Origin of the sequence: Leptotrichia sp. OH3620_COT-345 (genome assembly GCF_003932895.1) — a bacterium.
Classification (GTDB): domain Bacteria; phylum Fusobacteriota; class Fusobacteriia; order Fusobacteriales; family Leptotrichiaceae; genus Pseudoleptotrichia.
In genome coordinates this window covers 40,523-65,294 of sequence record NZ_RQYW01000006.1, presented here as the reverse complement: position 1 = coordinate 65,294, position 24,772 = coordinate 40,523, and the positions used below count along the sequence as shown (strand labels likewise).

Annotated in this window: 25 protein-coding genes and 1 pseudogene; 6 read left to right on the top strand and 20 right to left on the bottom strand. The window is 33.3% G+C overall.

Annotation, left to right across the window (positions count from 1 at the left end):
* Positions 1-95: 95 nt before the first annotated feature.
* The 14 genes and pseudogenes from EII29_RS05070 to EII29_RS05000 form a co-directional block, all read right to left on the bottom strand.
* Entirely contained in the window at positions 96-431 is a 336-nt protein-coding gene (locus EII29_RS05070; RefSeq protein WP_125236457.1) for a PepSY domain-containing protein, read from the bottom strand.
* A gap of 58 nt (positions 432-489) precedes the next feature.
* A complete protein-coding gene (locus EII29_RS05065; protein WP_125236456.1) occupies positions 490-888 on the bottom strand; it encodes a PepSY domain-containing protein in 399 nt (132 codons plus the stop codon).
* Between the two features lie 1,298 nt (positions 889-2,186).
* Positions 2,187-2,726 carry a hypothetical protein gene (locus EII29_RS05050; RefSeq protein ID WP_125236455.1) on the bottom strand — a complete coding sequence of 180 codons (540 nt, stop codon included), beginning with the start codon at positions 2,724-2,726 and terminating at the stop codon, positions 2,187-2,189.
* 18 nt (positions 2,727-2,744) lie between these two features.
* Positions 2,745-3,707: a ComEC/Rec2 family competence protein gene (locus EII29_RS05045; protein ID WP_125236454.1), complete on the bottom strand. Its 963-nt coding sequence runs from the start codon at positions 3,705-3,707 to the stop codon at positions 2,745-2,747.
* Between the two features lie 67 nt (positions 3,708-3,774).
* Positions 3,775-4,587: an Eco47II family restriction endonuclease gene (locus EII29_RS05040; protein WP_125236453.1), complete on the bottom strand. Its 813-nt coding sequence runs from the start codon at positions 4,585-4,587 to the stop codon at positions 3,775-3,777.
* Positions 4,587-5,651: a DNA cytosine methyltransferase gene (locus tag EII29_RS05035; protein WP_368665477.1), complete on the bottom strand. Its 1,065-nt coding sequence runs from the start codon at positions 5,649-5,651 to the stop codon at positions 4,587-4,589. Before EII29_RS05035 ends, EII29_RS05040 begins: the two co-directional genes overlap by 1 nt.
* A pseudogene (locus EII29_RS13160) lies at positions 5,625-5,810 on the bottom strand (helix-turn-helix domain-containing protein); the annotation flags it as partial. The pseudogene EII29_RS13160 and the gene EII29_RS05035, both read right to left, overlap by 27 nt.
* A 163-nt stretch (positions 5,811-5,973) precedes the next feature.
* The gene (locus EII29_RS05030) at positions 5,974-7,434 is read right to left on the bottom strand and encodes a relaxase/mobilization nuclease domain-containing protein (RefSeq protein WP_125236451.1); all 1,461 of its coding nucleotides are present in this window, start codon (positions 7,432-7,434) and stop codon (positions 5,974-5,976) included.
* Entirely contained in the window at positions 7,434-7,814 is a 381-nt protein-coding gene (gene mobC, locus EII29_RS05025; RefSeq protein ID WP_125236450.1) for a plasmid mobilization relaxosome protein MobC, read from the bottom strand. Before mobC ends, EII29_RS05030 begins: the two co-directional genes overlap by 1 nt.
* 387 nt (positions 7,815-8,201) lie before the next feature.
* Positions 8,202-9,677, bottom strand: coding sequence for a virulence-associated E family protein (locus EII29_RS05020; protein ID WP_233573260.1), 1,476 nt, complete (start codon positions 9,675-9,677; stop codon positions 8,202-8,204).
* The gene (locus EII29_RS05015; RefSeq protein ID WP_125236448.1) at positions 9,586-10,515 is read right to left on the bottom strand and encodes a DNA primase; all 930 of its coding nucleotides are present in this window, start codon (positions 10,513-10,515) and stop codon (positions 9,586-9,588) included. Before EII29_RS05015 ends, EII29_RS05020 begins: the two co-directional genes overlap by 92 nt.
* A gap of 107 nt (positions 10,516-10,622) precedes the next feature.
* Positions 10,623-11,072, bottom strand: coding sequence for a hypothetical protein (locus EII29_RS05010; RefSeq protein WP_125236447.1), 450 nt, complete (start codon positions 11,070-11,072; stop codon positions 10,623-10,625).
* Positions 11,044-12,147, bottom strand: a complete 1,104-nt coding sequence (locus tag EII29_RS05005) for a site-specific integrase (protein ID WP_125236446.1) — start codon at positions 12,145-12,147, stop codon at positions 11,044-11,046. The genes EII29_RS05010 and EII29_RS05005 overlap by 29 nt, the downstream gene beginning before the upstream one ends.
* Entirely contained in the window at positions 12,147-12,332 is a 186-nt protein-coding gene (locus EII29_RS05000; RefSeq protein ID WP_125236445.1) for a DNA-binding protein, read from the bottom strand. Before EII29_RS05000 ends, EII29_RS05005 begins: the two co-directional genes overlap by 1 nt.
* A gap of 177 nt (positions 12,333-12,509) precedes the next feature.
* Here EII29_RS05000 and EII29_RS04995 point away from each other — a divergent pair, with 177 nt between their 5' ends.
* A complete protein-coding gene (locus EII29_RS04995; RefSeq protein WP_125236444.1) occupies positions 12,510-13,046 on the top strand; it encodes a helix-turn-helix domain-containing protein in 537 nt (178 codons plus the stop codon).
* A gap of 156 nt (positions 13,047-13,202) precedes the next feature.
* On the opposite strand, the gene EII29_RS04990 is transcribed toward EII29_RS04995, so the two are convergent.
* The 5 genes from EII29_RS04990 to EII29_RS04975 form a co-directional block, all read right to left on the bottom strand.
* Positions 13,203-13,601 carry a hypothetical protein gene (locus EII29_RS04990; protein WP_125236443.1) on the bottom strand — a complete coding sequence of 133 codons (399 nt, stop codon included), beginning with the start codon at positions 13,599-13,601 and terminating at the stop codon, positions 13,203-13,205.
* Positions 13,602-13,620: 19 nt separating this feature from the next.
* Positions 13,621-14,580, bottom strand: coding sequence for a DUF4365 domain-containing protein (locus EII29_RS04985; RefSeq protein WP_125236442.1), 960 nt, complete (start codon positions 14,578-14,580; stop codon positions 13,621-13,623).
* 324 nt (positions 14,581-14,904) lie between these two features.
* Positions 14,905-16,449 (bottom strand): glutamine-hydrolyzing GMP synthase, encoded by a 1,545-nt coding sequence (gene guaA / locus EII29_RS04980; RefSeq protein ID WP_125236441.1) that lies wholly within the window; start codon positions 16,447-16,449, stop codon positions 14,905-14,907.
* Between the two features lie 269 nt (positions 16,450-16,718).
* Complete coding sequence (locus tag EII29_RS12795) at positions 16,719-16,952, bottom strand: methylated-DNA--[protein]-cysteine S-methyltransferase (protein ID WP_233573259.1); 234 nt, start codon at positions 16,950-16,952, stop codon at positions 16,719-16,721.
* A complete protein-coding gene (locus EII29_RS04975) occupies positions 16,922-17,437 on the bottom strand; it encodes an Ada metal-binding domain-containing protein (RefSeq protein ID WP_233573258.1) in 516 nt (171 codons plus the stop codon). The genes EII29_RS12795 and EII29_RS04975 overlap by 31 nt, the downstream gene beginning before the upstream one ends.
* Before the next feature lie 272 nt (positions 17,438-17,709).
* Between EII29_RS04975 and EII29_RS04970 the strand changes: the two genes are divergently transcribed.
* The 5 genes from EII29_RS04970 (at position 17,710) to nrdG (ending at position 23,467) form a co-directional block, all read left to right on the top strand.
* Positions 17,710-18,987, top strand: a complete 1,278-nt coding sequence (locus EII29_RS04970) for a M20/M25/M40 family metallo-hydrolase (protein ID WP_125236440.1) — start codon at positions 17,710-17,712, stop codon at positions 18,985-18,987.
* A complete protein-coding gene (locus EII29_RS04965; RefSeq protein WP_125236439.1) occupies positions 18,977-19,777 on the top strand; it encodes a DUF3100 domain-containing protein in 801 nt (266 codons plus the stop codon). Before EII29_RS04970 ends, EII29_RS04965 begins: the two co-directional genes overlap by 11 nt.
* Positions 19,767-20,255 (top strand): hypothetical protein, encoded by a 489-nt coding sequence (locus EII29_RS04960; RefSeq protein WP_125236438.1) that lies wholly within the window; start codon positions 19,767-19,769, stop codon positions 20,253-20,255. The genes EII29_RS04965 and EII29_RS04960 overlap by 11 nt, the downstream gene beginning before the upstream one ends.
* 511 nt (positions 20,256-20,766) lie before the next feature.
* Positions 20,767-22,890 (top strand): anaerobic ribonucleoside triphosphate reductase, encoded by a 2,124-nt coding sequence (locus tag EII29_RS04955; RefSeq protein ID WP_125236437.1) that lies wholly within the window; start codon positions 20,767-20,769, stop codon positions 22,888-22,890.
* A gap of 61 nt (positions 22,891-22,951) precedes the next feature.
* Positions 22,952-23,467: an anaerobic ribonucleoside-triphosphate reductase activating protein gene (gene nrdG / locus EII29_RS04950; protein ID WP_125236436.1), complete on the top strand. Its 516-nt coding sequence runs from the start codon at positions 22,952-22,954 to the stop codon at positions 23,465-23,467.
* A gap of 195 nt (positions 23,468-23,662) precedes the next feature.
* Here the strand turns inward: nrdG and EII29_RS04945 are convergent, their stop codons facing one another.
* Positions 23,663-24,727, bottom strand: a complete 1,065-nt coding sequence (locus tag EII29_RS04945; RefSeq protein ID WP_125236435.1) for a PTS fructose transporter subunit EIIC — start codon at positions 24,725-24,727, stop codon at positions 23,663-23,665.
* Between the last annotated feature and the right edge of the window lie 45 nt (positions 24,728-24,772).

The window sequence follows — 24,772 nt, the reverse complement described above, 5'->3', positions numbered from 1 at the left end:
TTTATTAATTTTATAAAAAATATACAATATATAGCTGAGCATATTTTCCGATTTATGAAGCAATCCTTAAATTTTTTAAAATATTATTTTTAAAATTAATCCCTATCTACATCCCAACTTACAATTCTTCCTGAAATAGCATCAATATCAAACTCATATTCCAAACCTCTGAAATATATTTTGCCTTCATATACAGGTCTTCCATCCTCATAATCAAAGTGAAGATTTACAACATGAGAACTGTTTGCTCCCGGTATTTTTGAAAGAGCGATACTTCTTGCTCTATTAATTCCTATATATCCGTTTTTTCGGCTTTTCATAGTATTTTTCCTATAATTACTTCCCATTTTTCCACTTGCTGCATTTATATTGACAAATATAGTCAGCATAGTTATTCCTGTTATTATTATTTTAATTCCTTTATTTTTCATTTTTCCCTCCGTTATTTTTCATTTTAAATTTTAACTCTGACACTTCACTATTTCCTTATTAATCTCTGTCTTTTTCCCATTTTAAAATTTTTCCCGTCACAGCATCAATATCAAACTCATATTCCCATCCGTTATAATAAATGGAGCCTTCATATACCGGTCTTCCATATTCATAATCAAGATGAAATTCACCTATATGTGTACGGTTTGCTCCCGGCACTTTCCTTAATGCAATTTCCTTTGCTCTGTTTATTCCGATAGTTTTTGATTCATCTACAGGATTCACTCTATTTACATAATAGTCATCATCATATTCAATATAATCAGCTCCTGTGTCCACAGTATAATCTTCAACAATTGCTCCGCTGTTTTTATTTTTCACATTTCCATACGTAATTCCGAATATCGTCAGTATAGCAATTAAAAGCATTGTAATTTTTAAGGTTCCTTTTTTCATAATAAATCCCTCCATCATTTTTTATTTTAAAGTCTTATTTTTTTAAAGCTTTACCTGCTTGTCATTATTATTGTGAATTAATTATAAAACAGAATTATGAATTTAAAATGAATAGGAAAAAATTTCAAGATTTTAATTTTTATATGAAATTTAAAAGAATTAATAAAAGAATAATTGTATTCGAAAATAATAATGTACATGAAATTAAGAAAAATAGCAAATGCACTTAAATGTGATATTTCTGCTTTAATCGACCACGAACCAAACTCTATTTTGAAATCATACATATTATCTTTGTCTACGAAAAGGATATGAAATTCCGACCAATGCTAGTCAAAAGGAAAGCCTATTGCTCTTTTATCTCATAATCCTCATTTTGATGATTTTTTAGTAGAATGGGATGAAATGATATAACGTGGAAATTACAGATGAAAAATTTGAAGATTGAAAGTTGTCTTTTCCTAAAAATCAAGATTTTTGAAAAAGAGGTGATTGCATTGAACAATAGCAACTTATCGCTTACTCTTAATCCAAATGGTTCTGCCATAATTGAGTATGAAGATTATAATTTAAGAATCTTTTGATGGCTCCAACTATGAGGTTATGTATTTTTCAGACAAAGCAAATTTTGAATTATTGACTAAACATTTAGCAATAGTAGATAAAAACAATATACAAAATCACTTAATAAGTAAATTTGGTAAAAATTTTGATTCAATTAAATTCAAAAACTTCTGCCAAAAAAAGAACATCATATTTAAAAGAAATATTCATATTGGATAGATGTAAAAAGACCGTAACAACAAAGCTACGGTCTAATTTTTTATTATAAAGTAACAAGGTTTCCAGGTACCTCTCTAAAGCAATCGCTTCGTAGATGGGCAAAGTTCTTATATTCATTTATAAAGTCACTTTGAACAATTATTTGCTTTATTCTTTTTGAAATCTTTACCTTTGTCCCAATCACTCGCTTCATCAGGCTATAATCCTTGATTTTAGGTCATTTACAAGAAAATATGCTCTATTCCCACTCAATAATTACCATAACATATTTGTTTCTTTTATATATTATAAGTATCTATTAAGTTTCTAGAAACAGGAATTTTTAGATCTAATTTTTATAGTTTTCTATATCTTTAGTATCAAAACAGTATCAAGAGTGATACTACAACACCTTGAAATTTTCCGCTCCAAAAAATCTAAACCATTATATTTATAAGAATTATATGTCAACAACTTGTTTATTTATGTTTCTCGGATTAGATAATTACAGATTAATTCTATTTAGTAATTATACATTATCGTGTTTCCTTTTTCTTTTCTTTTCTCAACACGAACTCTACTCTTTTTCGCACATAATCTGTTTGTTTAACATAAGAGAATGCAAACAATAGAATCAACAAGATTAAGAACATCCAATCCTTATTTTCTTGTAAAAAAGTCATCTTGTTTTTTAGGCATATCTCATTAATACTAATGCCTAATTTACATACAAATGCACAAATAAAAGTCGATAACAATGTTCTATATGTATTGTTAACTTCTGACAAAGTATCAACTAAAGGTTCAATACTACTCGCTTTTACATAGTCCGAATAAGGTGCATATCTTATTAGTTTAAATTTTTTCATTATAGGCTCAATTATGATTGAACCTATCCTGCTCAATACCATACCAGCAAAATAGAATACTATTAAATTTTCAAGCCAATTATCCGATAATATCTTTATTTCAAATATAAATTTTAACAGGTAGATAAATAACACCCCTGGATATAAATTATTAAAAATATTATATGACGAAATTTTCTCAACTATCTGTTTTAATATCTCTTCCACAATATTATCTCCTCTGGACTATATAGTCATGATATACCAGCCTGCATATGATTCATCATAAAAAGTGCAGGGATTACATTTTTTAGCAAATACTTCATATGTCACATATACATCCATCCCGTTTTTACCAGTAGTATTAATAATAATGCAGTTTGCTTGATTATTTGTAATATGATCTAACCCTCTGTTATTCCAGGATGAATAATCTAAATATTCACTCTTGGAATTTCCAAATAATGTTAATTTTGGCTTTAACACATCTAAATATTTATCATTTCCACCCGTTTTTCGACCATGATGTGGAGCTATCAAAATATCTATATCTCTTACGTCTTCTTTATAATTATCTAAAATATAATCCCATGTTTTCTCCGCTGAATCTCCAGCAAATATAATTTTTTTGTTATTCCCTGTTCTATACAAAATGACATATGAGCAATCATTATAGTCTTCTGATTTATTTGCCTCTTCTACCAAATCCGTTGTAGGTGCAAGCAAATACAATCCATCTGCTCCTGACTTGCCATCTTCTGTTTGATTATAATATTTTCCTTTTTGTCCTGCATACAGATGCAAGACCTTAGGAGATGAAGATGACGTTCTAATTTTTTGATAAAAATTCCAATCTTCTTTATTATATCTCCCCCAATCAGAATTATCATCCATCACTTTAGTATTTTCGGTATCCCAAAAATTTAAAATTTCAAATGTATCAAACAGTTCTTTAATCCCATCCATATGATCCATATCAGGATGCGTTAAAATAAATCTAAAAATTGTGCTTACATTTCTATCCTTAAAGTACTTGATTGGATTCACAGGATAGTTTTTTTGATTATGGTTTCCAGACAAAGATACACTTTCAAATATATTTGTTACTTCTTCCCCATTAGATATATCAATTATAGTATTATGCTCAGATGGATGTTCTATCCAAATACAATCGCCTTCATTTACGTTCAAAAAATGCACTATACCCATATTTACTTCACCTCCATTATTAATTGTCGAATCTTTTTCCTATCATATAATTTCTTTGTCATCTAAATTATTGATTAAAACCTCTATAACTGCCAAAGCCAAGCATATATGCTGCCATTGCAATTGCCATATCTTCGGAATCAATATCCCGTTGAACTGCCCTTTCTCTTAGTTCATCAATAACTGTATCATTCGGCACAATCGTTCCTTCAAAGTCTTTTACAGCCTTCTCAATAACAGATGGTAGCACCATACACATCTGATAAAAAGCATCTTCTTGTCCTGTTACAAGAGCATAAAATTGATCAAGACTAACTCTACGTATCAGTTTATGTCCTACTTTTTTCTTATCTACAGTAGTTTCCCACTTGATATTTTGAGAACGCTGTGCAATTGCTTCAACCAAAAAGCAAGCACAGTCATCGTCGTTCAAAAGTTGATTTTGCATTTTGATAAACGTCTTACCTGCTGAAGCTGAGTTCATTGTATTATGTTTGTTTTTCATTTCAACATACACTGTATGAACACTACCTGCATCAGGGATTTCAATTCCATTAGTATTTTCATATATGACATCCCAACCACTCTCTTCTCCATTAGGTGGAACATGACAATTTTCTATATACTGAAAAATTCTCTGGTGAAAATATCCGATATCATTATTATTTGATTTATCTCTTTGACGAAATATTTCATTACTTACAATTTCTTCCCACGATGACTGATATACCGTCTTATCGAAAATAAGTTTTATTGGGTCAATAATATTCTTATTAAAACGCCTTAGATCAAAAGATTCCAGTTTTTCGCCATATTTTTCAATGGTAGATTTCACATGATTTGTAAAATCTTCTTCTGTTATAAAAGTTAAATTCCACATTATAATTCCTCCAATGCTTCTTTTATTTTGAGTGCAATATCATATGCTAAATTGACGGGAACAGCATTCCCAACTTGCTTATACTGTTGCCCCACGCTCCCACAAAATTGCCAGTCATCCGGAAAGCTTTGACATCTTGCATTTTCCCTTATAGTAAATGGGCGTGACTCTAACGGATGACAACGATCCGTCTGCTTTTGACTTGGCGAAGTCAATACAGTCAGAGATGGTTCATCTAAGCTCAATCGCCTTAAGATACCTGTTCTGCCACCCTCCATATACCAACAGCTTTTCATATATTCTTTAGCTATATCCTCCGGGATATCCCGCCAATAACCTCCTGGAGGAACCAATTCAAAAATTTTCCGCTTAGATTCAGAATAAGATGTTCCTTCACTTTCAGGACAATCTAAAAGAATATCACGTAACACAGGTCTATATTTGTGCGGAGTAGGAAAGTCAAAATGTATTTTATCAACAAAATCATTTCGTATTCCAATGGTAATAAGCCGTTCTCTTTTTTGTGCCACCCCATAATCCCAAGCATTTAGTATACTTTTCTGAATTGCATATCCTGAATTCTCGAAGATATCTGTAATAGTTTTATATGTTCGACCCCTATCATGAGTGAGCAATCCCTTAACATTTTCAAACAAAAACATTTTTGGTTGGAGTTTATCCAAGAATTTTGCATAATGATAAAATAAAGTTCCCCTTGCATCCTCTAATCCTAATCTTTTACCCGCATAAGAAAAAGATTGGCAAGGAGCTCCTCCTGATAATAAATCAAGCTCCCCTTTTTTTATGTCAAAATATTTCTCTAAATCCAAACACGATATGTTAGCAATATCATCATTTATAACCCTCCAATTAGGGCGATTATATTTCAATGTATCTGAAGCTGCTTTATCAAATTCTATCAATCCAATAGTTTCAAATCCCGCTTTTTCAATGCCTAAAGCCAGTCCTCCTGCACCTGCAAACAATTCTATTGTTTTGAAAGCTTTAACTTCCGTTTCTGTATTTTGAGCAATAGAAATAATATCTCCTACATCGCAATTCAAAGCAGTACATATTTTTTCAATACTTTCAAAAGAAATAGTCTCATTTTTTCCCATGCGAGCCATTACATTAAAGCTTATTCCTGCAGCCTCTTTTAATTCAGTTTTATTCATATTTTTATCTATAAGCAATTTCCAAAGATTATTATAGCAAACTGCCACTTTCACACCTCCTAAAGTCGCAACCACACAGTTATGGTTTGTTTGATTATAGCATAAACAAGCGATTTATTCAACAAATCTCACGTTATCGTTAGATAATCTCTCTATTTTATCTTTGACAAAATATAGTCAGTGCAGTCCTATGACCACACCGACTATAAAATTATCTTTCTGCTTCTTTAGATATTCTGATCTTTTCTTTAGATTTTTCCTTCTCTTCAGCCTTATGCCTCTTAATTGTATCAATAACCGATTCCTTTTTCTTATCAGTATTATCCCTACCAAGATAATCATTCATATTATTTTTCAGATATTCCAATTCCTCATACTGTGCTGCTAATGAATCATATTCCTTGATTATCTCCCCTTGTTTAGCTTGTAATTCTTTAGAATGCTCATTTAATTTCCTGAAAAGACTTTTGCCTGATTTTGTCTTCAACTCTCCCAATACCACATGTCTCAATTGTGGAAATTGCTTAAGAAAAACATCTATTTCCTCATAAGATTTCTGATAAGCTTCCACATCTTTTCGGTTCATCATCATATAAATTTTATCATTTTGATTTTTACGATAGCTCTCGTAATGCTCTCGCTTGCTAATACAGATTTGAATATGCTTTACTACTTCTTTTATCCTCTTTTGCTCCCATGACAGCTTATCAAATTCTCGCTTCAACTCATTCTTTTCGATTGAGATTCGGCTGATACCACGCTCCAACTCTTCCATTGAGTTAAACCCTTTATTCCTGATTTCAATCAGTGTAGAAGCAGCCGTCTTAAGATTATGTTTCGTAGCCCAACGCTCATATCCTTTGCTTGACTTCACTTTTTCGTTGTTCTTGATGTCAATGATATTTCCAATTTCTCTGTCTTTATTCAGGATCCTATCTCTAATCCGCTCTTCGGTATAGTTGTCTCCAATCGTCTTCGCTCGGGTAAATCTCTGCTGATTCTTACTTCTAAAAGCGATGTGTTTACCAAACTTAATTTCATACCCATACCGTTCCATTTTAGATAAGAAGTCCTGCCAATTGACGGACTGCTGAATACTTCTATCAATATCAAATTGAAGTCTCGACTTATAGCTACTGCCTTTTTTATCCTCATTCCAATCATGCCAACTTACAAATTTTCTTCGCTTAATCTCGTTGATTTCTTTTTGTGTTTCTTGGTCGATGACAGATAAATTATGCTCCTTGCAAAGCTTATCGCTTTGATTTCTGATGTTCATATATGAGCCGTAATAGGAATGATAAACCTTTCCCTCATCCACATCTATGGAATTGAAAATGATATGATTATGAATATGATCTTTATCAATATGAGTAGCTAAAACATACTCATATTTTCCCTCTAAAATCTTTTCGCAGAGTTCGATTCCTACCTGATGAGCTTCTTCAAAACTCACTTCTTCCGGCACGAAGGATTGAATCAGATGATGAGCTAAAGTCTTGGTTCTTGAGTTAAATTGTTTCTTTGTAAGTTCAAATTCCTTGTGAGCATTTTCTCTGCTACAAAGGTGGGTCGTAACATAGATTTCATCATCGGTTTTATCGCCATTGCAGATATAGTCTATCGCTTTTTTCAGTGTAGTCTTGATTGGATGTATCTTCGTAACCGCCATCAGCTGATCACCTCGTTGATGATATAATCCGAAACTTTCTCTCGAAGCTCAGACAAGAAAAGAAGTTCTCCTTGTAAAGCTTTCTGGATGCTCTCAATATCATCTTTGTAGATAATTCCTGTGCTGTTTACTGCCTTTGCTATCTGATTTAGGTTCGCTGAATTGCGACTGATAAGAGAAGAAAACTCCCTCAGTTCTTTTCGAAACTCACCGGATAAATCAATGCTGATGATCCTGTTCTTGAAAATACTATCTCGATAAAACTCTCTCTTACTCTTAAAATTGGTCATTGCAAATCTTCGATTGAGTTCCTTCATCTCTTCTTCATTCACCATGAAATGAACGGTGCAATTGTTTTTACGATTAACGCTCTTTGACATGTTTCATCACTCCTTTCTTTTTCGGGGTCTTAGGGTTCTCCCTAGGGTCTGCCCCAGCCAATTATCTCCAACGAAAATTTATTTGAGTTGCCGAGATAATTAGGCGAGGGTAAAATTGGTTAAGCTGAATTCCCAGCTTACAAGCCTACTTTTTTGACTGTGGTCAAAAAGTATATGCTTGCTATCTCTCTGAACATACTCTTTTTGTGAAAATAAGCTCTATTCTCTTATGACTATCACAGAAGAATAAGGGCATCCGTAGCCAAGAGGGATAACTCTCATTCTGCTCAAGTTCCGTTTTATAGAAGTTTGAAAGTTATCGCTACCACTACCACACTACCTTTGAAGTCGGTAGCAAAGTAGCGGTAGCGGACTTTTTCAAAACTCTCAGAACGGTATCTCCGAGGCTTCTACTTCCACAAAGTCTGTAGTTATTGTCCTTTTGTAGAATTTCTTACTTACTCGAACCACTCCGTCAATCCTTACCTTCTTGCTTTTCACATTTGCTTCTAAGATCCATTCTCCCGCCATCTCATTTGCCATCAGTTCCGAAAAGACTTTTTCATTCGTTTCAGGGTACTTACTTGTAAATTCTGCGGAACAAAGGAGATCCGGCGTATCGGATTTTGTCGTTTTCCATTCCATAAAGTCCAGGAAGTTTTGGACATGTCGGTTTTCACTTTTATGCGTTTGAATGACAAGATTCAGATCATTTCTCAATTCTTTCGGCAAATAGAAATCGTGTAATTTGTTTTCGTAAAGATATACGGCTTCTGCAATGGCTCCTTCGAAGTCATTTCTTACCATTTCCTCATGTTCTTCTTTTGTGATAGTTTCCAATACAGGAAATTTTTCAGGATCATACATGAGCGGCATCTGTATTTTTTCCATATTTACTTTGACCGGCAAGTATCTTCGCTCTCCCGAAAAATCTCCCAGGAATGTCGCATCATTTGTCGTTGCAATCAAGATACAAGTTCGTTTTACATCTCTTGAAAACCTCTCATATGGAAGTCTTACTGTGCTTGTTCTTGCAGAAATAAAGAGCTTCGCTTCATCAGCACTCTTTGCGTTTCTAAGTGCCACAAATTCCTCCAGTTCTACTACGACTTTCCCCACCAAATTGCTGACCGCATCCTTGCCTTTGATGTTATTGAGCGAACAATACCATTCGGGGAACAGTGCCAGCTTTTCAATAAAGGATGTCTTTCCCACACCTTGAGAGCCTGTCAAAACCATCAGTTCATCAAACTTGCATCCCGGATGAAATACCCGTTTTACCATACCGACCAAGATATGTTTCATTATCCAGGAATTCAGCTCATTTTCTTCTGCCCCAAGATATTTTGAAAGCAATTTTGAAATATGTTCCTTGCCATCATAAGTCAAGGATTTCATATACATTGCAGGCAAGTTTATCGTTCTTTTATGTGCAACAAAAGTGATTGCATCTTCCATACGACTTTTGGAATATTTGATGCCAAACTCTCTCTCGATTTCAACACCAAGGATATTCGTCATATGGTCATTCCATTTTCGAATTTCAAAATCCGAACTTTTTTCACCTCTCAGCCATCCATAAAACTGAATCGTCATGCTGCAAGTATCGAAAAATATATGACCGGATAAAATCTCTCTTTCTTTGCAAAAACAAGGATTTACTAACACAGTAATGAGATTGGTGGTTGTACTTTTGACTTGTCCCTTCTCTGTGAGTTCAAGCTCACGATTCAAGTAATCGGAAAGCTCCACATCATCAAATGTAAGCCAGTTATTCAAGCGAATATCCTCCTTTTTTTCTGTGATAGTTATAATCCCAATATCTTTGATTGCCTCCCTGCAATGCTTTTCTAATACTCTCATCCAAATATCTAAGATAGCCTGCTTCTGTCCTTCTTTTGCTTTTATCTCCCATTCGATTCAGTGCAGATCTGAGGAAGATTTCTTTCATCATTTCTGCGTTTCCGTGCGTAAAGCTGTTTAGGAAAAGAAGAAGTACAAAATCATCTTTGCTTGGATCTCCGCTTGTGTTCGAGCCTTCAAACAAAGCCTTCGCCCTCGCATTATGTCTGCACATTATCTCTATAACTTTGTTGCTATCCGGAACCCGGTCATCCATCACTTGATACTTTCTAATCGCTTCTTTAATGCTATCTTTCGGAGCAAATAATTTATAGTATTTATCCAGTTCTTTTTGTTTTGGCTTGATCGTTCTGACAGGCACATTCCCAAACCTTTGGATATTTCCTGTCATCGCAATGCACCTGTTTTCCTGATACATCTCCACTTTTTCGATTTGATTATTGAAGTTTTTTGCAATCACACCTTTAGCAAAGATATGAACACCTCTCCCGGATTGTGAGACTTCTCGATAGGTGTCATGGAAGTCATTTAGAAAATCTCCAAAGCTGTCATCAACCCGATCTAAGTCGATACAAACAAATGGATCATCTTTGCTTAGTGCAAAAGACAATCCATCCGAGCCACTACTTTCTAAATTTTTAACTGCCGTTTCAAAATCCGTCCAATGCTTTCTATCGTTCCAACCATCTGATTTTAATGTGATTGGGCTGATGGGTATTTTAGAAATTTTTTCTTTTCCCCATTTGTCTACTTTTACAATTCTCTTAAACCACAGCCATTGCTTATATTGCCTTAATTCAAGTGGAATATTTTGTAGATAGTTCTCCTTGTTTATCATGGTAACCTCCTAAAATTTTTATTGAGAACGGAAGTACAACCTGATAAAATAATCTTGTCAGGGATGAAATACCAAGTTGTACTTTCATCTTGCCTTTGGTCTTTTGGCTAAAGGCTTTTATTTTTTAGTGCCGCTTCAATAATTTGACAAATCATCTCAAGTACATATTTGTCCTTTTCAGCCATATTCTCATAACTGTTTATCCTCCGAAGCTCCGCAAAAATATTTTGCAGCTCCGTTTTACATTGGTCGATCACATTCCTTGTTGCAACAACCTTTATCGGTGCATTCAATATTGCATCCGTCATATAGTCTTGTCTGTTTAACCCTGATAGTGCAATTTTACTGAATATGATTTCTCGATCCTTTTCGGTAGTTCTGAAAACTATTGTTGCCCGTCGCTTTCGGTTTTTATCAGACTTTACATGCTTGTCTTTGTCTTTTTGCTTTCTTTCTTCCTCAAGCTTTTCCCATTCTTCCTTAGTCATCAGCGGTTTTCCTTTTTTTGACTTGCGATTAACCGCTTCATCATAGCTTGGAAATTTCGGTGCTTTCACTGTATTCTCCCTCCTTATCCAACCGATTCGCCATATCCATCTGTTTGTTAGGGAACATATGGCTGTAATCCATCAACACCTTTATGCTCTCATGTCCTGTTCTTGCTGCAATATCAACAGGTGTAAAACCCATTTCTATCAGTAGCGATATATGGCTGTGTCTCAGTGCGTGAAGCTTGATTTTCTTAACTCCGGACTTTTTAATCCCTCTCTGCATTTCTTTGTTAAAGTATGTTTTGCATTTCGGGAAAATTTGTTCTTCATCAGAAAAGTATTCTATCTTTAAGAAGTAGTCTTGAAGTTCTTTGATTAGAAAATCCGGAAGTATGATTGTTCGCTTACTTTTTGGTGTTTTTGGATCGGTAATGACCTCTTCTCCGTTAATTCTCTGTGCGGATTTGCTGATTCTCATTGTTTTTTTCTCAAAGTTAAAATCCCCTTTCGTCAAAGCTCTGAGTTCACCCAAACGAATTCCCGTCCAATAAAGTAGTTCAAAAGCATAAAATGAAATATCCTTGTCCTTAACAGCTTCTATAAACTGCAAGTATTCCTCTTTTGTCCAAAACGCTACTTCCTCATCACTCTTCTGCTTTCCGATTCGTCCTGTTATCTTGCACGGATTCTGTTTTAGTCCGTAGTACTTGACCGCATGATTGAACATACAGCTAAGTTGTGCATGGATCGATTTCAGGTAAGTTGGCTTGTACACTTCTCCTTCCGCATTTTCAATGTTCAAAAGTACATTATGCCATTTCTTAACGACTACAGGCTTTATCTCGCTGACTTTCATTCCGGTGAAAAACGGGAGTATTTTCGTTCTTATCATATGCTCCTTTGTCATCCAAGTATTAAGCCTTACAGTTCCAATCACATCGGATTTATACAGTTCAAAATAATCTTCAAATAACATATTGAGAGAACCTGACATTTTAACTGTGAAATTCCTCTCATAAGCTATTGCATCCTTCTTTGTTTCAAACCCTCTCTTCAACTTCTTTCTGCTTTCACCGTCCCAGTCTTTGTAATAGAATGAAACGAACCATTTTCCGCTTTTTTCATCCTTATATGCCGGCATTATTCTTCCTCCTTTGCTTTGTAGATTTGTTCCAGAAAGTATTTCTTATTGATTTTTCCCCTAAGGATAAGAAAGCCGTGTTCAGCAAGCTGCTTATTCATATCTCGGATGATCTTATAAGCCTGTTGCTGCGAAATATTTAGTAAATCGGCAACCTCTTTTGAAGTAAGAAATAATTTTTCCATCGCACTTTCCTCCTTTCTTTTTAGAAACATATTTGTTTCTGTTTCTATTTTAGATTATAAGTAGCTTTTTTGTTTCTGTCAAGTCCTTTTTTTATTTTTTATTTTTCTATTGAATTTTTTCTTGTTTTCGATTATAGTAATAAGAGAAACAAATTTGCTCCTAAGGAGGTGATGGAATTGAGTTTGGGTAAATTGATAAAGAAATTCCGTGAACTACGGAGAATCACTCAAAAAGCATTAGGAGACAGAACGCATTTAGATGATGTTAGAATCAGACAATATGAGCTTGATATTCGCACTCCCAAAGAGGATGTTTTGGAAAATATATCTACTGCACTCCATGTAAATAAAGAGTATTTAAAAGAACCTGATTATCCCTATACGGAACATGATTTGATGAGATTCTTGTTTAAGCTGGACGACAGCATTGAAGTCAATATAAGACCTGTTATTGTAAATGACGAAGATCCTGAATATACTACCACAGGTATCTATTTTGGTAGTGAAGCCATTCTTAGAATTAGAGGCATGCTCGAACAATGGCAAAAAATGAAGAAAAAATACGAAAATAATGAGATCACAAGAGAAGCATATGAGGATTGGAAGGCAAACTACCCCGACAGTCTAAAAAAAGATTATGTTCCTTTTGAAGAAAGTAATCTCAAACGCTTTAATAACGGTATGTCAGTTAAAATTCCACCGGAAATAAAATAGGCACAGAAAAAGCACATAACTGAAAGATTTTAGATCTTAAAGTTATGTGCTTTGTATTTATTGTACTACACATTCATCTAAAAAATAATTCATAACCTTACCTTATAATTAATGTGACAAAAATAATCGTTATTACTTTGTCATATTTGCAAGAATTCACATGCATCCACCTAAAGTAAGTATTACTATTGTATGTTTATATCCTTTATTCTTGTTGCTACACTCCATAACAATAAAATAATCACTATCCTTCTCATCCTTTACAACAATACCTTGGGAATAACCAGTTTTCCAAAGTGGTTTAACACCGTAATATTTAGCCACAAATTCATTCGTTGGATTTGGGGCTTCCACACTGAACCCATTTTCAAATAACCATGCATGATAGTTTTTAAGTGCTGGAGGATAACCCATTATCTGAAATGACATCATAATTGATTGTTGAAATTCCATTTCTTCTATAAGATTAATCACATACTTCTCGGTAGGATCAAGTCTGTATCTATCAACCGATATTTCATTCTCCATGCTGCCACTAAGATTAACTTTTTTCATATTTCTCTCCGTAATATTATTATTCTTCTGGTACTGCCTTTGTATATGGTTGATCTTGTGATATATAATCATCTATGGTTAAAAATGATCTGCCTAATTCGTTTATACTTAAAGTCAACATATATTCAGCCACTTCTCCTGAATGGTTAATGCTACGCATCGGATTTAATTTATTTCGAAATTCTTCAAATGAATCTCCAACAATAAGCCATTCTTCATCCTCTTTATCATAATAACAATGATATTCACGCCATAGTGATTCGTCTTCTTCCATATAAAAATCTTCATCAGCTTCAAAATCTGCCCAGGGGAACAATTTAGGAAAAACTTCAGTGTAAGGAGTAAAAGGAAAATAATATGGATATAAATATCTCTTTTCATTTTCTCCATCATCGACAATCAATTCTGTCTCTCCTTTGCCACTACTCTTGTTTACCCATTCTGTTGAATGAAGTTTAACTGTTCCTCCATCTTTAATAATCTGAATGAATTTCTTTTGAGACAACAAAAAGTTATAATTTAAAACATGTTTTGGTAGGTTGGTAAAAGAAAGAAGTATTTCATTTGATGGATGATTTAAAAATGTCTGAGCGGTAGGAACTTTAACAAAAAATCCCTTGCCTCTACCTCCTTTTGTTCTTTCGATAGTTTTATCAGTTAATTTCTGCCAAATGCACATATCATCATCTGGATTATATAAAACTACAATACACGGTAAGGAATTTGTAGTCCAATAATTGTATTGTCTCTCATTTATATCTCTAAAAACTATATAATCATCTTTTTTTTCCTTAAACCAACTGGAGCCTGATTTGATTTGCAATGCTAAAAGTTGTCTGTTTTTGCCAGACTCGTCAACAAATTCCATATGAGCATCAATGCCAATATCATCAACTGGTTGTTCTCTAAATATCCATTTATTACGCACAGCGATTTCAGCACAATGATGAACTCCTATGCGTTCAATCATATTAGCCATAAAAATACCTCCATTTTTTATATTAGCAGCTAAATATCAATTTACAAATAGCCATTTATAAATAGCTTTAAGAATAACAAGATATCACAGACATTAGAAATTCAAAGTTTCGTTTTTATTGATTTATACCATATCCACAAAAGCCTCCCACCAAAATGATGGAAGGCTTTCTAAACAATTTATCTAAATTCAACAACTCCCTTTTGAACCTACTCTTGGGACTTTTTAGTATCAAAATAGTATCACTAAGACAGTTTTTACGCTTTTAAATCGCTAAAACCCTGCGTTTTCAATGGTTCTATAGCAGAAACATATTTATTACTATCACTCCCACTCAATTGTTCCCGGCGGTTTGGAAGAAATATCATACACAATTCTATTTATTCCGTTCACTTTATTTATAATCTTATTTGATACATCCTCTAAAAACTCATAAGGAAGTTTCGACCATGTAGCAGTCATAAAGTCAATAGTATTTACCGAACGGATAGCAGCCACATATTCATAAGTCCTCTGGTCACCCATAACTCCTACAGTTTTCACAGGAAGCAATGTTATAAACGCTTGATCTACCTTTCCGTAAAGATCCTTTTCCATGAGTTCGGTTACAAATACATCATCAGCTTCCTGTAATATTTTCACTTTTTCAGCAGTAACTTCTCCGATAACTCTTATTCCAAGTCCCGGACCCGGAAATGGGTGTCTGTTTATAATAATATCAGGAAGTCCAAGTTCACGTCCTACTTTCCTTACTTCATCTTTAAAAAGTTCTTTTAAAGGTTCAAGCAGTTCAAAATTAAGGTCTTCAGGAAGTCCTCCTACATTATGATGTGACTTTATGGTATGTGAAGGTCCTTTTATGGACTGAGATTCAATCACATCAGGATAAATCGTTCCCTGTGCAAGAAATTTTGCTCCTTCCTGTCCTTTCAGTTTTCGAATTTCTTCATTAAATACTTCTATAAATTCATTTCCGATAATTTTTCTTTTAGCTTCAGGCTCATCGATTCCTTTAAGTTTATTTAAAAACCTATCTTTAGCATCAACAAATACAATATTCAAATCAAAATGTTCCTTATAATATGAAAGTACTTTTTTCCCTTCATCTTTTCTTAAAAGCCCCGTATCCACAAACATACATGTAAGCTGTTTACCTATAGCATTGTTAATAAGAACTGCAGCAACTGAAGAATCCACTCCTCCCGACAACGCAAGAAGCACATGGTCACTTCCGACTATTTTTTTTATATATTTTGTTTTCTCTTCGATAAAACCGGTGATTTTCCAGTTTTTTTCACAACCGCATATATTAAATACAAAATTTGAAATAATTTCCGTTCCACACTGAGAATGAACTACTTCAGGATGAAACTGCAATGCGTAAATCCCTTTATTATTAGATATTGCAGCTATTGAAGAATCTGTTTCTGCAATTATGTCAAATCCTGACGGAAGCTTTGTAATATGGTCATTATGACTCATCCATATATTGGAAGTTTCAGGAACACCTAAAAAAAGAGAATTATTACTGTCAACTACTTTCAGTACAGCTTTTCCGAATTCTCTTGTTTCAGCTTTTTCTACAATCCCTCCATTCAGATGAGTAATAAGCTGCATCCCGTAACATATTCCCAGTATAGGAATATCAAGACTGAAAACAGACTCATCCACAGTAGGAGAATCTTTTTCATAAACCGAAGCAGGACCTCCCGAAAAAATAATTCCTTTTATTTTTTCTTGTCCGCTTTTTATTTTTTCAATATTTATTACCGGTACAATTTCACAGTAAACTTCCATTTCCCTTATTCGCCTTGCTATAAGTTGACTATATTGGGAACCGAAATCAACAATTATAATTTTTTCTTTCATAACTTCACCTCTATCTGACAAAATTTATATTTCCGCTTTTTTATTTTAGAAAATTATATATTATTTTATAAGATAAATCAATTAAAAATAAATAGAGAAAATATCTCGCATAGTCAAATTCGGTTATTTTCTCTTACTCTGTAATAAAAAGGCACTACAGTCAATTATACTATTCATCAATTGTAGTAACAATAATACTCCCATTCCAACATTTTCTTTAAACCTATATTGTTAGATCAGCTTTGATATCCGATAATAGAAAAAATTAGCTAATAATCGCTTACACTCTTTCTTTCCAGTTCCAACAGCCATTTTTTCCTATGTACACCTCCTCCGTAATCTCCCAACTCTCCATCGGAATTAATAACACGGTGACATGGAATAAGAATGGAAATCCGGTTTGTTCCGTTTGCCCTTGCTACTGCTCTGCTTACTTTTATATTACCTGATTTTACGGCTAATTCCTTATAGCTTAAAGTAGTTCCTGCAGGTATTGCTTCCATATTTTTTTCTGATAAGGTGTTCCGAGCTCTTCTGCAAGGGGAACGGAAAACTCCATTAATGAACCTTTAAAATAATGATTCAATTCCAGTTTCAGTTTTTTGAGAACATTATTTGTGCCGGGAACTAATGCCCCGTTAAATTTTTTCCTTAAATTTTCTATTTCCCTTTCAAGTCCTCTTCTGTCAGTCCATTTTCTTTCAGGATTTTTCTCAACAGCGGCAATCAGTTTCCTTACTTCAGGAGAAAGAGATGAAGGAATATTTAAAGGCTGACATCTTTTACACGGTCTGTACGAGGCAAGCAGCGCTTCCTTCGCTGTTTCAAAAAATTCACAGTTTTCTTTTTCCGGCTTCTTTGAAGGCCATATAGGACGGCAGAAAACTCCCGTTGTTTTAACTCCTACATAAAAAATCCCCACATACTCGGGATTTTTTTGAATAATCATTTCATAATATTCATCTATTTTCTTTTGATCTTTTATCATATAAACTTTATAATAATATATTTATAGGTATTATCTTTTTTCAAAACCTATTTTTTTTCTAATTACTTTTCACTCACTTAAAGTATAGCATATAATAAAAAAACAAAAACGAGAAAAATTAACACATATTTTAAATGATAAACTTCCTATATTGCTTGATAACAGTATAAAAATATGGTAACATAAAAGAAAGTATTGAAAATAAAGGAAAGGAGGAGATCATTTCAGTAAAAATTATATTTTTTTATTACTGAAAGGATACAAAAGAAGAAATGGGATTTTCTGAAAATTTTAATGAAATTTATGAAATAGCGGAAGACATTTATTTACATCCGGAGCTTGGGTATAAAGAATTCAGGACTTCAGGAATTATAGAAAACTTTATTTTAAAATACGCACCTGAAATAAAGATACATAAATTCTCCCGGACGGGGCTGAAAATCTCTCTTCCGAAAAATAAAAAAAATCTTCTGAATATGGTATTTATTGCTGAGCTTGATGCAGTTTATACACCTGCACATTTCCATGCCGACAAAAATACAGGGGCAGCTCATAATTGCGGTCATTATTCACAAGTTGCCATTGCTCTTTCACTTTTTAAAGAACTTTTTCTAACTCGTGAATATGAAAATCTGGATTACAATATCAGCTTTGTATTTGTTCCTGCAGAAGAATTTCTTGATCTCGAATATAGAGAAAATTTAAGAGAAAAAGGAGAAATAAAATATTTCGGGGGTAAACCTGAGGCGATGAGGCTAGGTATATTTGACGAATTTGACTTTGGAATAGCTATCCACTCAATGGGAGGAAAATATGGCAAAAGAACAATAGAAATAAATTCAGACTTGGCGGGTTTCATTTACAAAAACTATACTTTTATAGGCAAAGCGGCACATGCAGGTTTTGCCCCTCAGGAAGGAATTAATGCATACAGTATGTCTACAGTTTTTAATACTGCATTAGGATTATTAAGACAGCATTTCAACGAAAGAGAAATGGTGAGGCTGAATCCGGTCATACTAAATCACAAAATGGGAGTAAATGTCATTCCTCAGGAAATTAAAATAGGATGTGATTTCAGAGCACAATCCGTAGAATACATACTCGAGGGAATTGAAAAACTTGATAATGCGGCAAAAGGATCTGCTCTGTCCATGTCAGGAAAAGTAAAAACAGAAACTTGCATGGGGTACCTTCCTTTTAAACAGGACAGATATCTTTCAAGATTCGTGGAAGAAGAATATAAAAATTTTGCTTTAATAGAAAATATTATAACAGAGAGGGCAATAAGTGCTGCAGGTGACATAGGGGACCTGTCATATATGTTCCCTTGTATTCAGATCGGATACAGCGGATTTAAAGGGACAATACACGGAACTGATTTCATACACGACGATACTGAATATATTTTTTCAATATTTCCCGAATTTATATTCAAAGTTTTAAAAAATATGTCAGGAAAAATTGATAAAAATAGACTTTACAAAAAAAGTTACAAAGAATACGAAAAAATAATACTGAAACTTGGAGGAGAGAAAAATGAAAAATAAAAATTTTATTTATCTATTTATATTTTCAGCAATTGTAATATTAGCTGCTGAATTTATAGGAATAAAAGTAATAATGGTCGGAAAAATAAGGATAAGTCTTTTGCCTTTAGTTTTCGCTCTTGGGATAACAATGATTTTTGCAATAAAAGTCTTCAGAAAAGGAATATTTCAAAAAGTATACTCAAAAGAAAATGTAAAGTTTGCAGGAAAATACCTGATTATAATTATGTTGCCTCTAATGGCAAGATACGGTGCCGATGTAGCACCAAAACTAAAAGATATATTATCAATCGGATGGATATTTTTAGTGCAGGAAACGGGTAATCTCGGAACCGTTATCTTAGGACTTCCTGTAGCTATACTGTTAGGACTGAAAAGAGAAGCCATAGGAGCGACACTGGGTCTCGGACGTGAAGGTGAACTTGCATATATTTCAGAAAAATATACTTTAAATTCTCCCGAAGGTGAAGGAGTTCTTGCCATATATATTTTTGGAACTCTTTTCGGAGCTTTATTTTTCAGTATTGTCGCACCTTTATTTACATCTTTGGGACTTAGCCCTGAAGCTTTAGCAATTGCTTCAGGAATGGGTTCTGCAAGTATGATGACCGGAGCAAGTTCAAGTCTTGTAGCAGTTTACCCTCATTTGGAAAAGACAATAAGGGCTTATGCCGCGGCAAGTCAGCTTCTCACGAGCTTTATAGGAACATTTACAATGGTATTTCTTGCAGTTCCTTTACAAAAATTCATTTACTCAAAACTGGTTAAGGAGGAAAAAAATGGAAAATAATAAGAAAAAAGAATATATAAAAATAATGTCGACATTAATAATGAGTCTTCTCCTCATACTTTTTACCCAATGGATAAAACTTCTTAAAAATCCCAAGTCAACTCCTATTACTATTGAGACATTAACAGGTCTGATTATATTGGGAATATTCTCAGTTCTGGGAATATTCATTCACAGTGCAGTTCAGAAATTTCCTTTTAAAATAATAAAGGATTTTCCTATTTTAGGTTGGGTGTCTATGGTTTCTTTAGCCGGGTGTCTTATTTCCCCTCAAGTTATTAAAGCTATAAATTCAGTAGACTTTCTTTCTATCACTACTCCTATTCTTACATATGCCGGTATATCCATAGCAGACAGATTGGGAGATTTAAGAAAAGTTTCATGGAAAATTGTAATTGTAGGAATATTTGTATTTTTAGGGACATATCTCGGTTCCGCCATACTTGCAGAGATAGGATTTTTACTGTCCGGAAAATAGATTTGGACATACAGGAAAATAATAAAACAACAGATTTATTATTTTTTCTGTTCCGTATTATATCCATCATCATTAATTTATAAAATATCAGCTATCCTAAAAAAACTCAGTTATAACTGCCTTTAAGTCAGAAGAATATAACTCAATTTATTATATTTCATAATTTTCAACTATAACATAATCTATACCGGAATTTTCTTTTACTTAAATGGAAAAAGCGTCTGAATTTTAAGTAATTATTTTAAAAAACAATATTATTACAAACAAATTTGGAAAGTAAAAATAAAAATTAAAATAAAGATTATTAAATAATAGTAAATATAATATTATTTTTAGTCTTTATTTTTTGTTAGAAGTTAGATTCTACAGGATGTTAAATTTCCTTTTAATTAAAATACTCCAAAACTTAAAATTAAGAACTTGAAAAATACAAAATATTGTGATATATTTTAGAAAATAAACAATATATTGTGTTTATTGTATATGAAAACAAAAATCAGGAGGACAAAAAATGCAATTATCCGGAACATTAAAAAATGTAATTGACGGAATAGTAAAAGTGGAAAAAAATGATATAAATAATGAAAATGCCAATATGTCGTCCATGACTCCCGCAGGTCAGATGATGCGCTTTGCAAGTGAAGTTTCCAAAATGTACGCACTGGAAAATTTAATATCTCCTAAGTTTTCTGAAGCACATCAAAAGGGTGAAATTCATATTCACGATCTCGATTTTTATCCGAGTAAAACGACGACTTGTCTTCAGTATGATCTGGCAGATATGTTTGAAAAAGGATTTCATACTAAACATGGATATATAAGGGAAGCCAAAAGTATAACTACTTATGCTACTCTTGCCACTATAATTTTTCAAACTAATCAGAATGAACAGCATGGAGGACAATCCATCCCTGCATTTGACTTTTATATGGCTAAAGGGGTATTAAAATCTTTCAGAAGACATTTCAGATATAGAATTTTGAGTTTTCTTTCCCTTGATTATGTCGATGAAACTAATAAAAAAGTAAAAGCTTTTATAAATGAGAGTATTCATACTATTCTCCCTGACAATGAAATTATTGAAAAAACTTCAGAGTATTTCAATATAGAAAAATCCCAGATTAAAAGACTTCTGGAAATTGCCTATGATGACACACGTCTTGAAACTTATCAGGCAATGGAAGGATTTCTCCATAATCTGAATACAATGCACTCAAGAGGAGGAAATCAAGTCGTATTTTCATCAATTAATTACGGTACCGATTATTCCGAAGAAGGAAGAATGGTCATAAGGGAATTACTGAAAGCTACTGAAGACGGTCTTGGAAAAAGAGAAACACCTATATTCCCCATACAGATTTTTAAAGTAAAAGAAGGAATAAGCTATTCAGATGAAGACTATAAATTGGCAATGGAAAATATGGATAATTTTGAAGAAATGATAAATGGAAAAATAAAGTTTTCCACGCCTAACTTTGATTTACTTCTTCTCGCTTGCAGAACTACAAGCAGAAGACTGTTTCCGAATTTCCTTTTTCTTGATTCACCTTTCAATAAACATGAATTATGGAATATTGATGACCCCCTGAAGTATAAATATGAAGTAGCTACAATGGGTTGTAGAACAAGAGTTTTTGAAAATCTGAACGGAGAAAAAAGTAGTCTTGGAAGGGGAAATCTATCATTTACAAGTATTAATTTCCCAAGAATCGCTATAAAAACAAGACAAAAAGTCGAAAAAGAATTAAATAAAATGAACTTTAACAGTGAGCAGGAAAAACTGAGTATAAAAAACGAAATGCTCGTAAAGGAATTTCAAACAAAAATAAAAGAAATGACTTATCTTGTTGCTGAACAGCTTCTTGAAAGATATAACTTCCAACGAACTGCACTGGCAAAACAATTTCCTTTTATGGGAGCAAATGACTTATGGAAAGGTATGGGTAAAAAAGAACCTAATGAGGAGCTGTATGATATCTTAAATTCAGGCTCTTTGAGTATAGGATTTGTAGGAGGAGCAAATGCAATGTATGCACTTTTCGATGTAGATCACGGTAATAGCGAACTTGCTTATAGTACTCTTTATAATACAATAAAAATGATGAGTGAAATAACCGATGAACTGAAAATGTTTCACAAACTCAACTTTTCTATTTTGGCAACTCCTGCTGAAAGCCTCGCAGGAAGATTTTTAAAAATTGATAAAAAAGAATTCGGAGATATTCCCAATGTAACAGATAGAGATTACTATGTAAATTCTTTTCACATTGATGTAAAAAATAAAATAGGTATTTTTGAAAAAATAAAAAAAGAAGCTCCTTTCCATAATCTTACAAGATCAGGACATATTACTTATGTTGAACTGGACGGAGAAGCAAGAAAAAATATAGGAGTAATATTAAAAATAGTAAAAACTATGAAGGATTGTGAAATAGGCTACGGTTCAATAAATCATCCTGTAGACAGATGTAGAACATGTGGAACCGAAGCAATAATAAATGACAAATGTCCGGTATGCGGAAGCCATGATATCTCAAAAATAAGAAGGATTACAGGTTATCTTACAGGAGATTTGGACTGTTGGAACAGTGCAAAAAAGGCTGAAGAAAAAGATCGTGTAAAACATGGACTGTAAATAAAATATTTAATAAAGAATGAATGGAACATTCAAAAAATAGTAGAGGATAGTGATTTTTATGAACAAAAACAATAATGATTTCAGCTTGAGAATTTTGAAAACTTTTAAAGAAACTATAGTTGACGGAATAGGATTTAGATACTCCCTTTATTTTTCAGGCTGTACACATAAATGTCCGGGATGTCATAATGAAAAGTCATGGAATCCTCTTAACGGAGAACGTGTTACTTACGAAATGCTTGAAAACATTGCACAAGAAATAAATGAAAATTCCATTCTTGACGGCATAACAATAAGCGGAGGAGATCCTTTATATAATCCTGTAGATATGCTGAAAGTTCTCAAGTTTTTAAAAGAAAAAACAGGAAAAAACATATGGCTTTACACAGGCTATACTTTAGAAAACATAAAGCTTGATGAAAACAGAAAAAAATGTCTTGAGTATATAGATGTACTTGTTGACGGTCCTTTTATAAAAAGACTATATACGCCTGACCTTGAATTCAGAGGAAGCTCCAACCAGAGAATCATTAAAAAAGCTGAATTTGGAAACGAAATTCCGGCATTATCATAACTAATCAACAAATATAAATAATAAAACACGGGCCGTTTCAAAAGTTAAAAAGTATTTATAAACATAAAGTATGTATTCTTAGTATAGTTATACTTTATATTAACCTTATAAAAATGATAAAATTACTCATACTTTATAAACCGATATATTTTTCTAACTTCTGAAACGACCCTAAAACATTGAAAAAATTCTATATTATCCAAATGTTATATCAAGTTCAAAATCATCATTACTTTCATTTTTTTCTTTAACAGATACTTCAGCTTCTACTTCTTTTTTAAATAAAGACACTGCTACCGCCGTTATAACTGTCCCTACAACTATTGAACCCATATATCCTATTTTATTTGTAACAACAGGTAAAACAATAAGACCTCCCCAAGCTGCCTGATTAGTCGCTCCCAGTAAAAGTGACATTACAGAAGCCGCTGCCCCTCCTATCATTATTGACGGTATTACTCTTATAGGATCTCCTGCTGCAAAAGGTATTGCTCCTTCAGTTATTCCTATACATCCCATTACAAGGGCTGCTTTCCCTGATTCACGTTCTGCAACAGTAAATTTCTTTTTAAATATGAATGTAGCCAATGCCAGTCCCAAAGGAGGTGTACATATCGCAACAGCCACTGCTGCCATTATCGATGAATTTGTAGGAATCATTGCCACGGCAAAGAAAAATGCCGTCTTATTGAGAGGACCTCCCATATCAAAAGTAATCATCGCTCCCAATATTATACCCAATATAATTTTCGAACTGTCCTGCATACTGTTAAGCCATGTAGATAAGCCTGTCATAAAAGCTCCTATCGGTTCCCCTATAAATAAGAGTATAAGCATTCCTACTATAAATGTTCCCAACAAGGGAATAATAAAAATAGGCATAACAGAACTCATAACTTTCGGAACCTTTATTTTTTTAAGATAGTGAACTGTTATTCCTGCAATAATTCCGGCTATTATAGCTCCTAAAAATCCTCCTCCCTTGGAATTTGCCAAATATGCTCCTATCATTCCCGGAGCTATTCCGGGTCTATCTACCATAGAATAAGCTATAAATCCTCCCAGTATAGGAATAAACAATGTCAATCCTGCAATTCCTATATCAGACATATGTTTTAACAGTCCCGTTTCAGGAACAGCCGCTTTTCCTGAAAACATCACCGCCAATGCCAACAAAACTCCTCCTGCAACACAGAAAGGTATCATATACGAAACTCCCGTCATTAAATGCTGTTTAGTATTTTTCAATAAATCTAACATAACATTCTCCTTTTCCTATTTTATTTCTATTTATTTTTCATATTT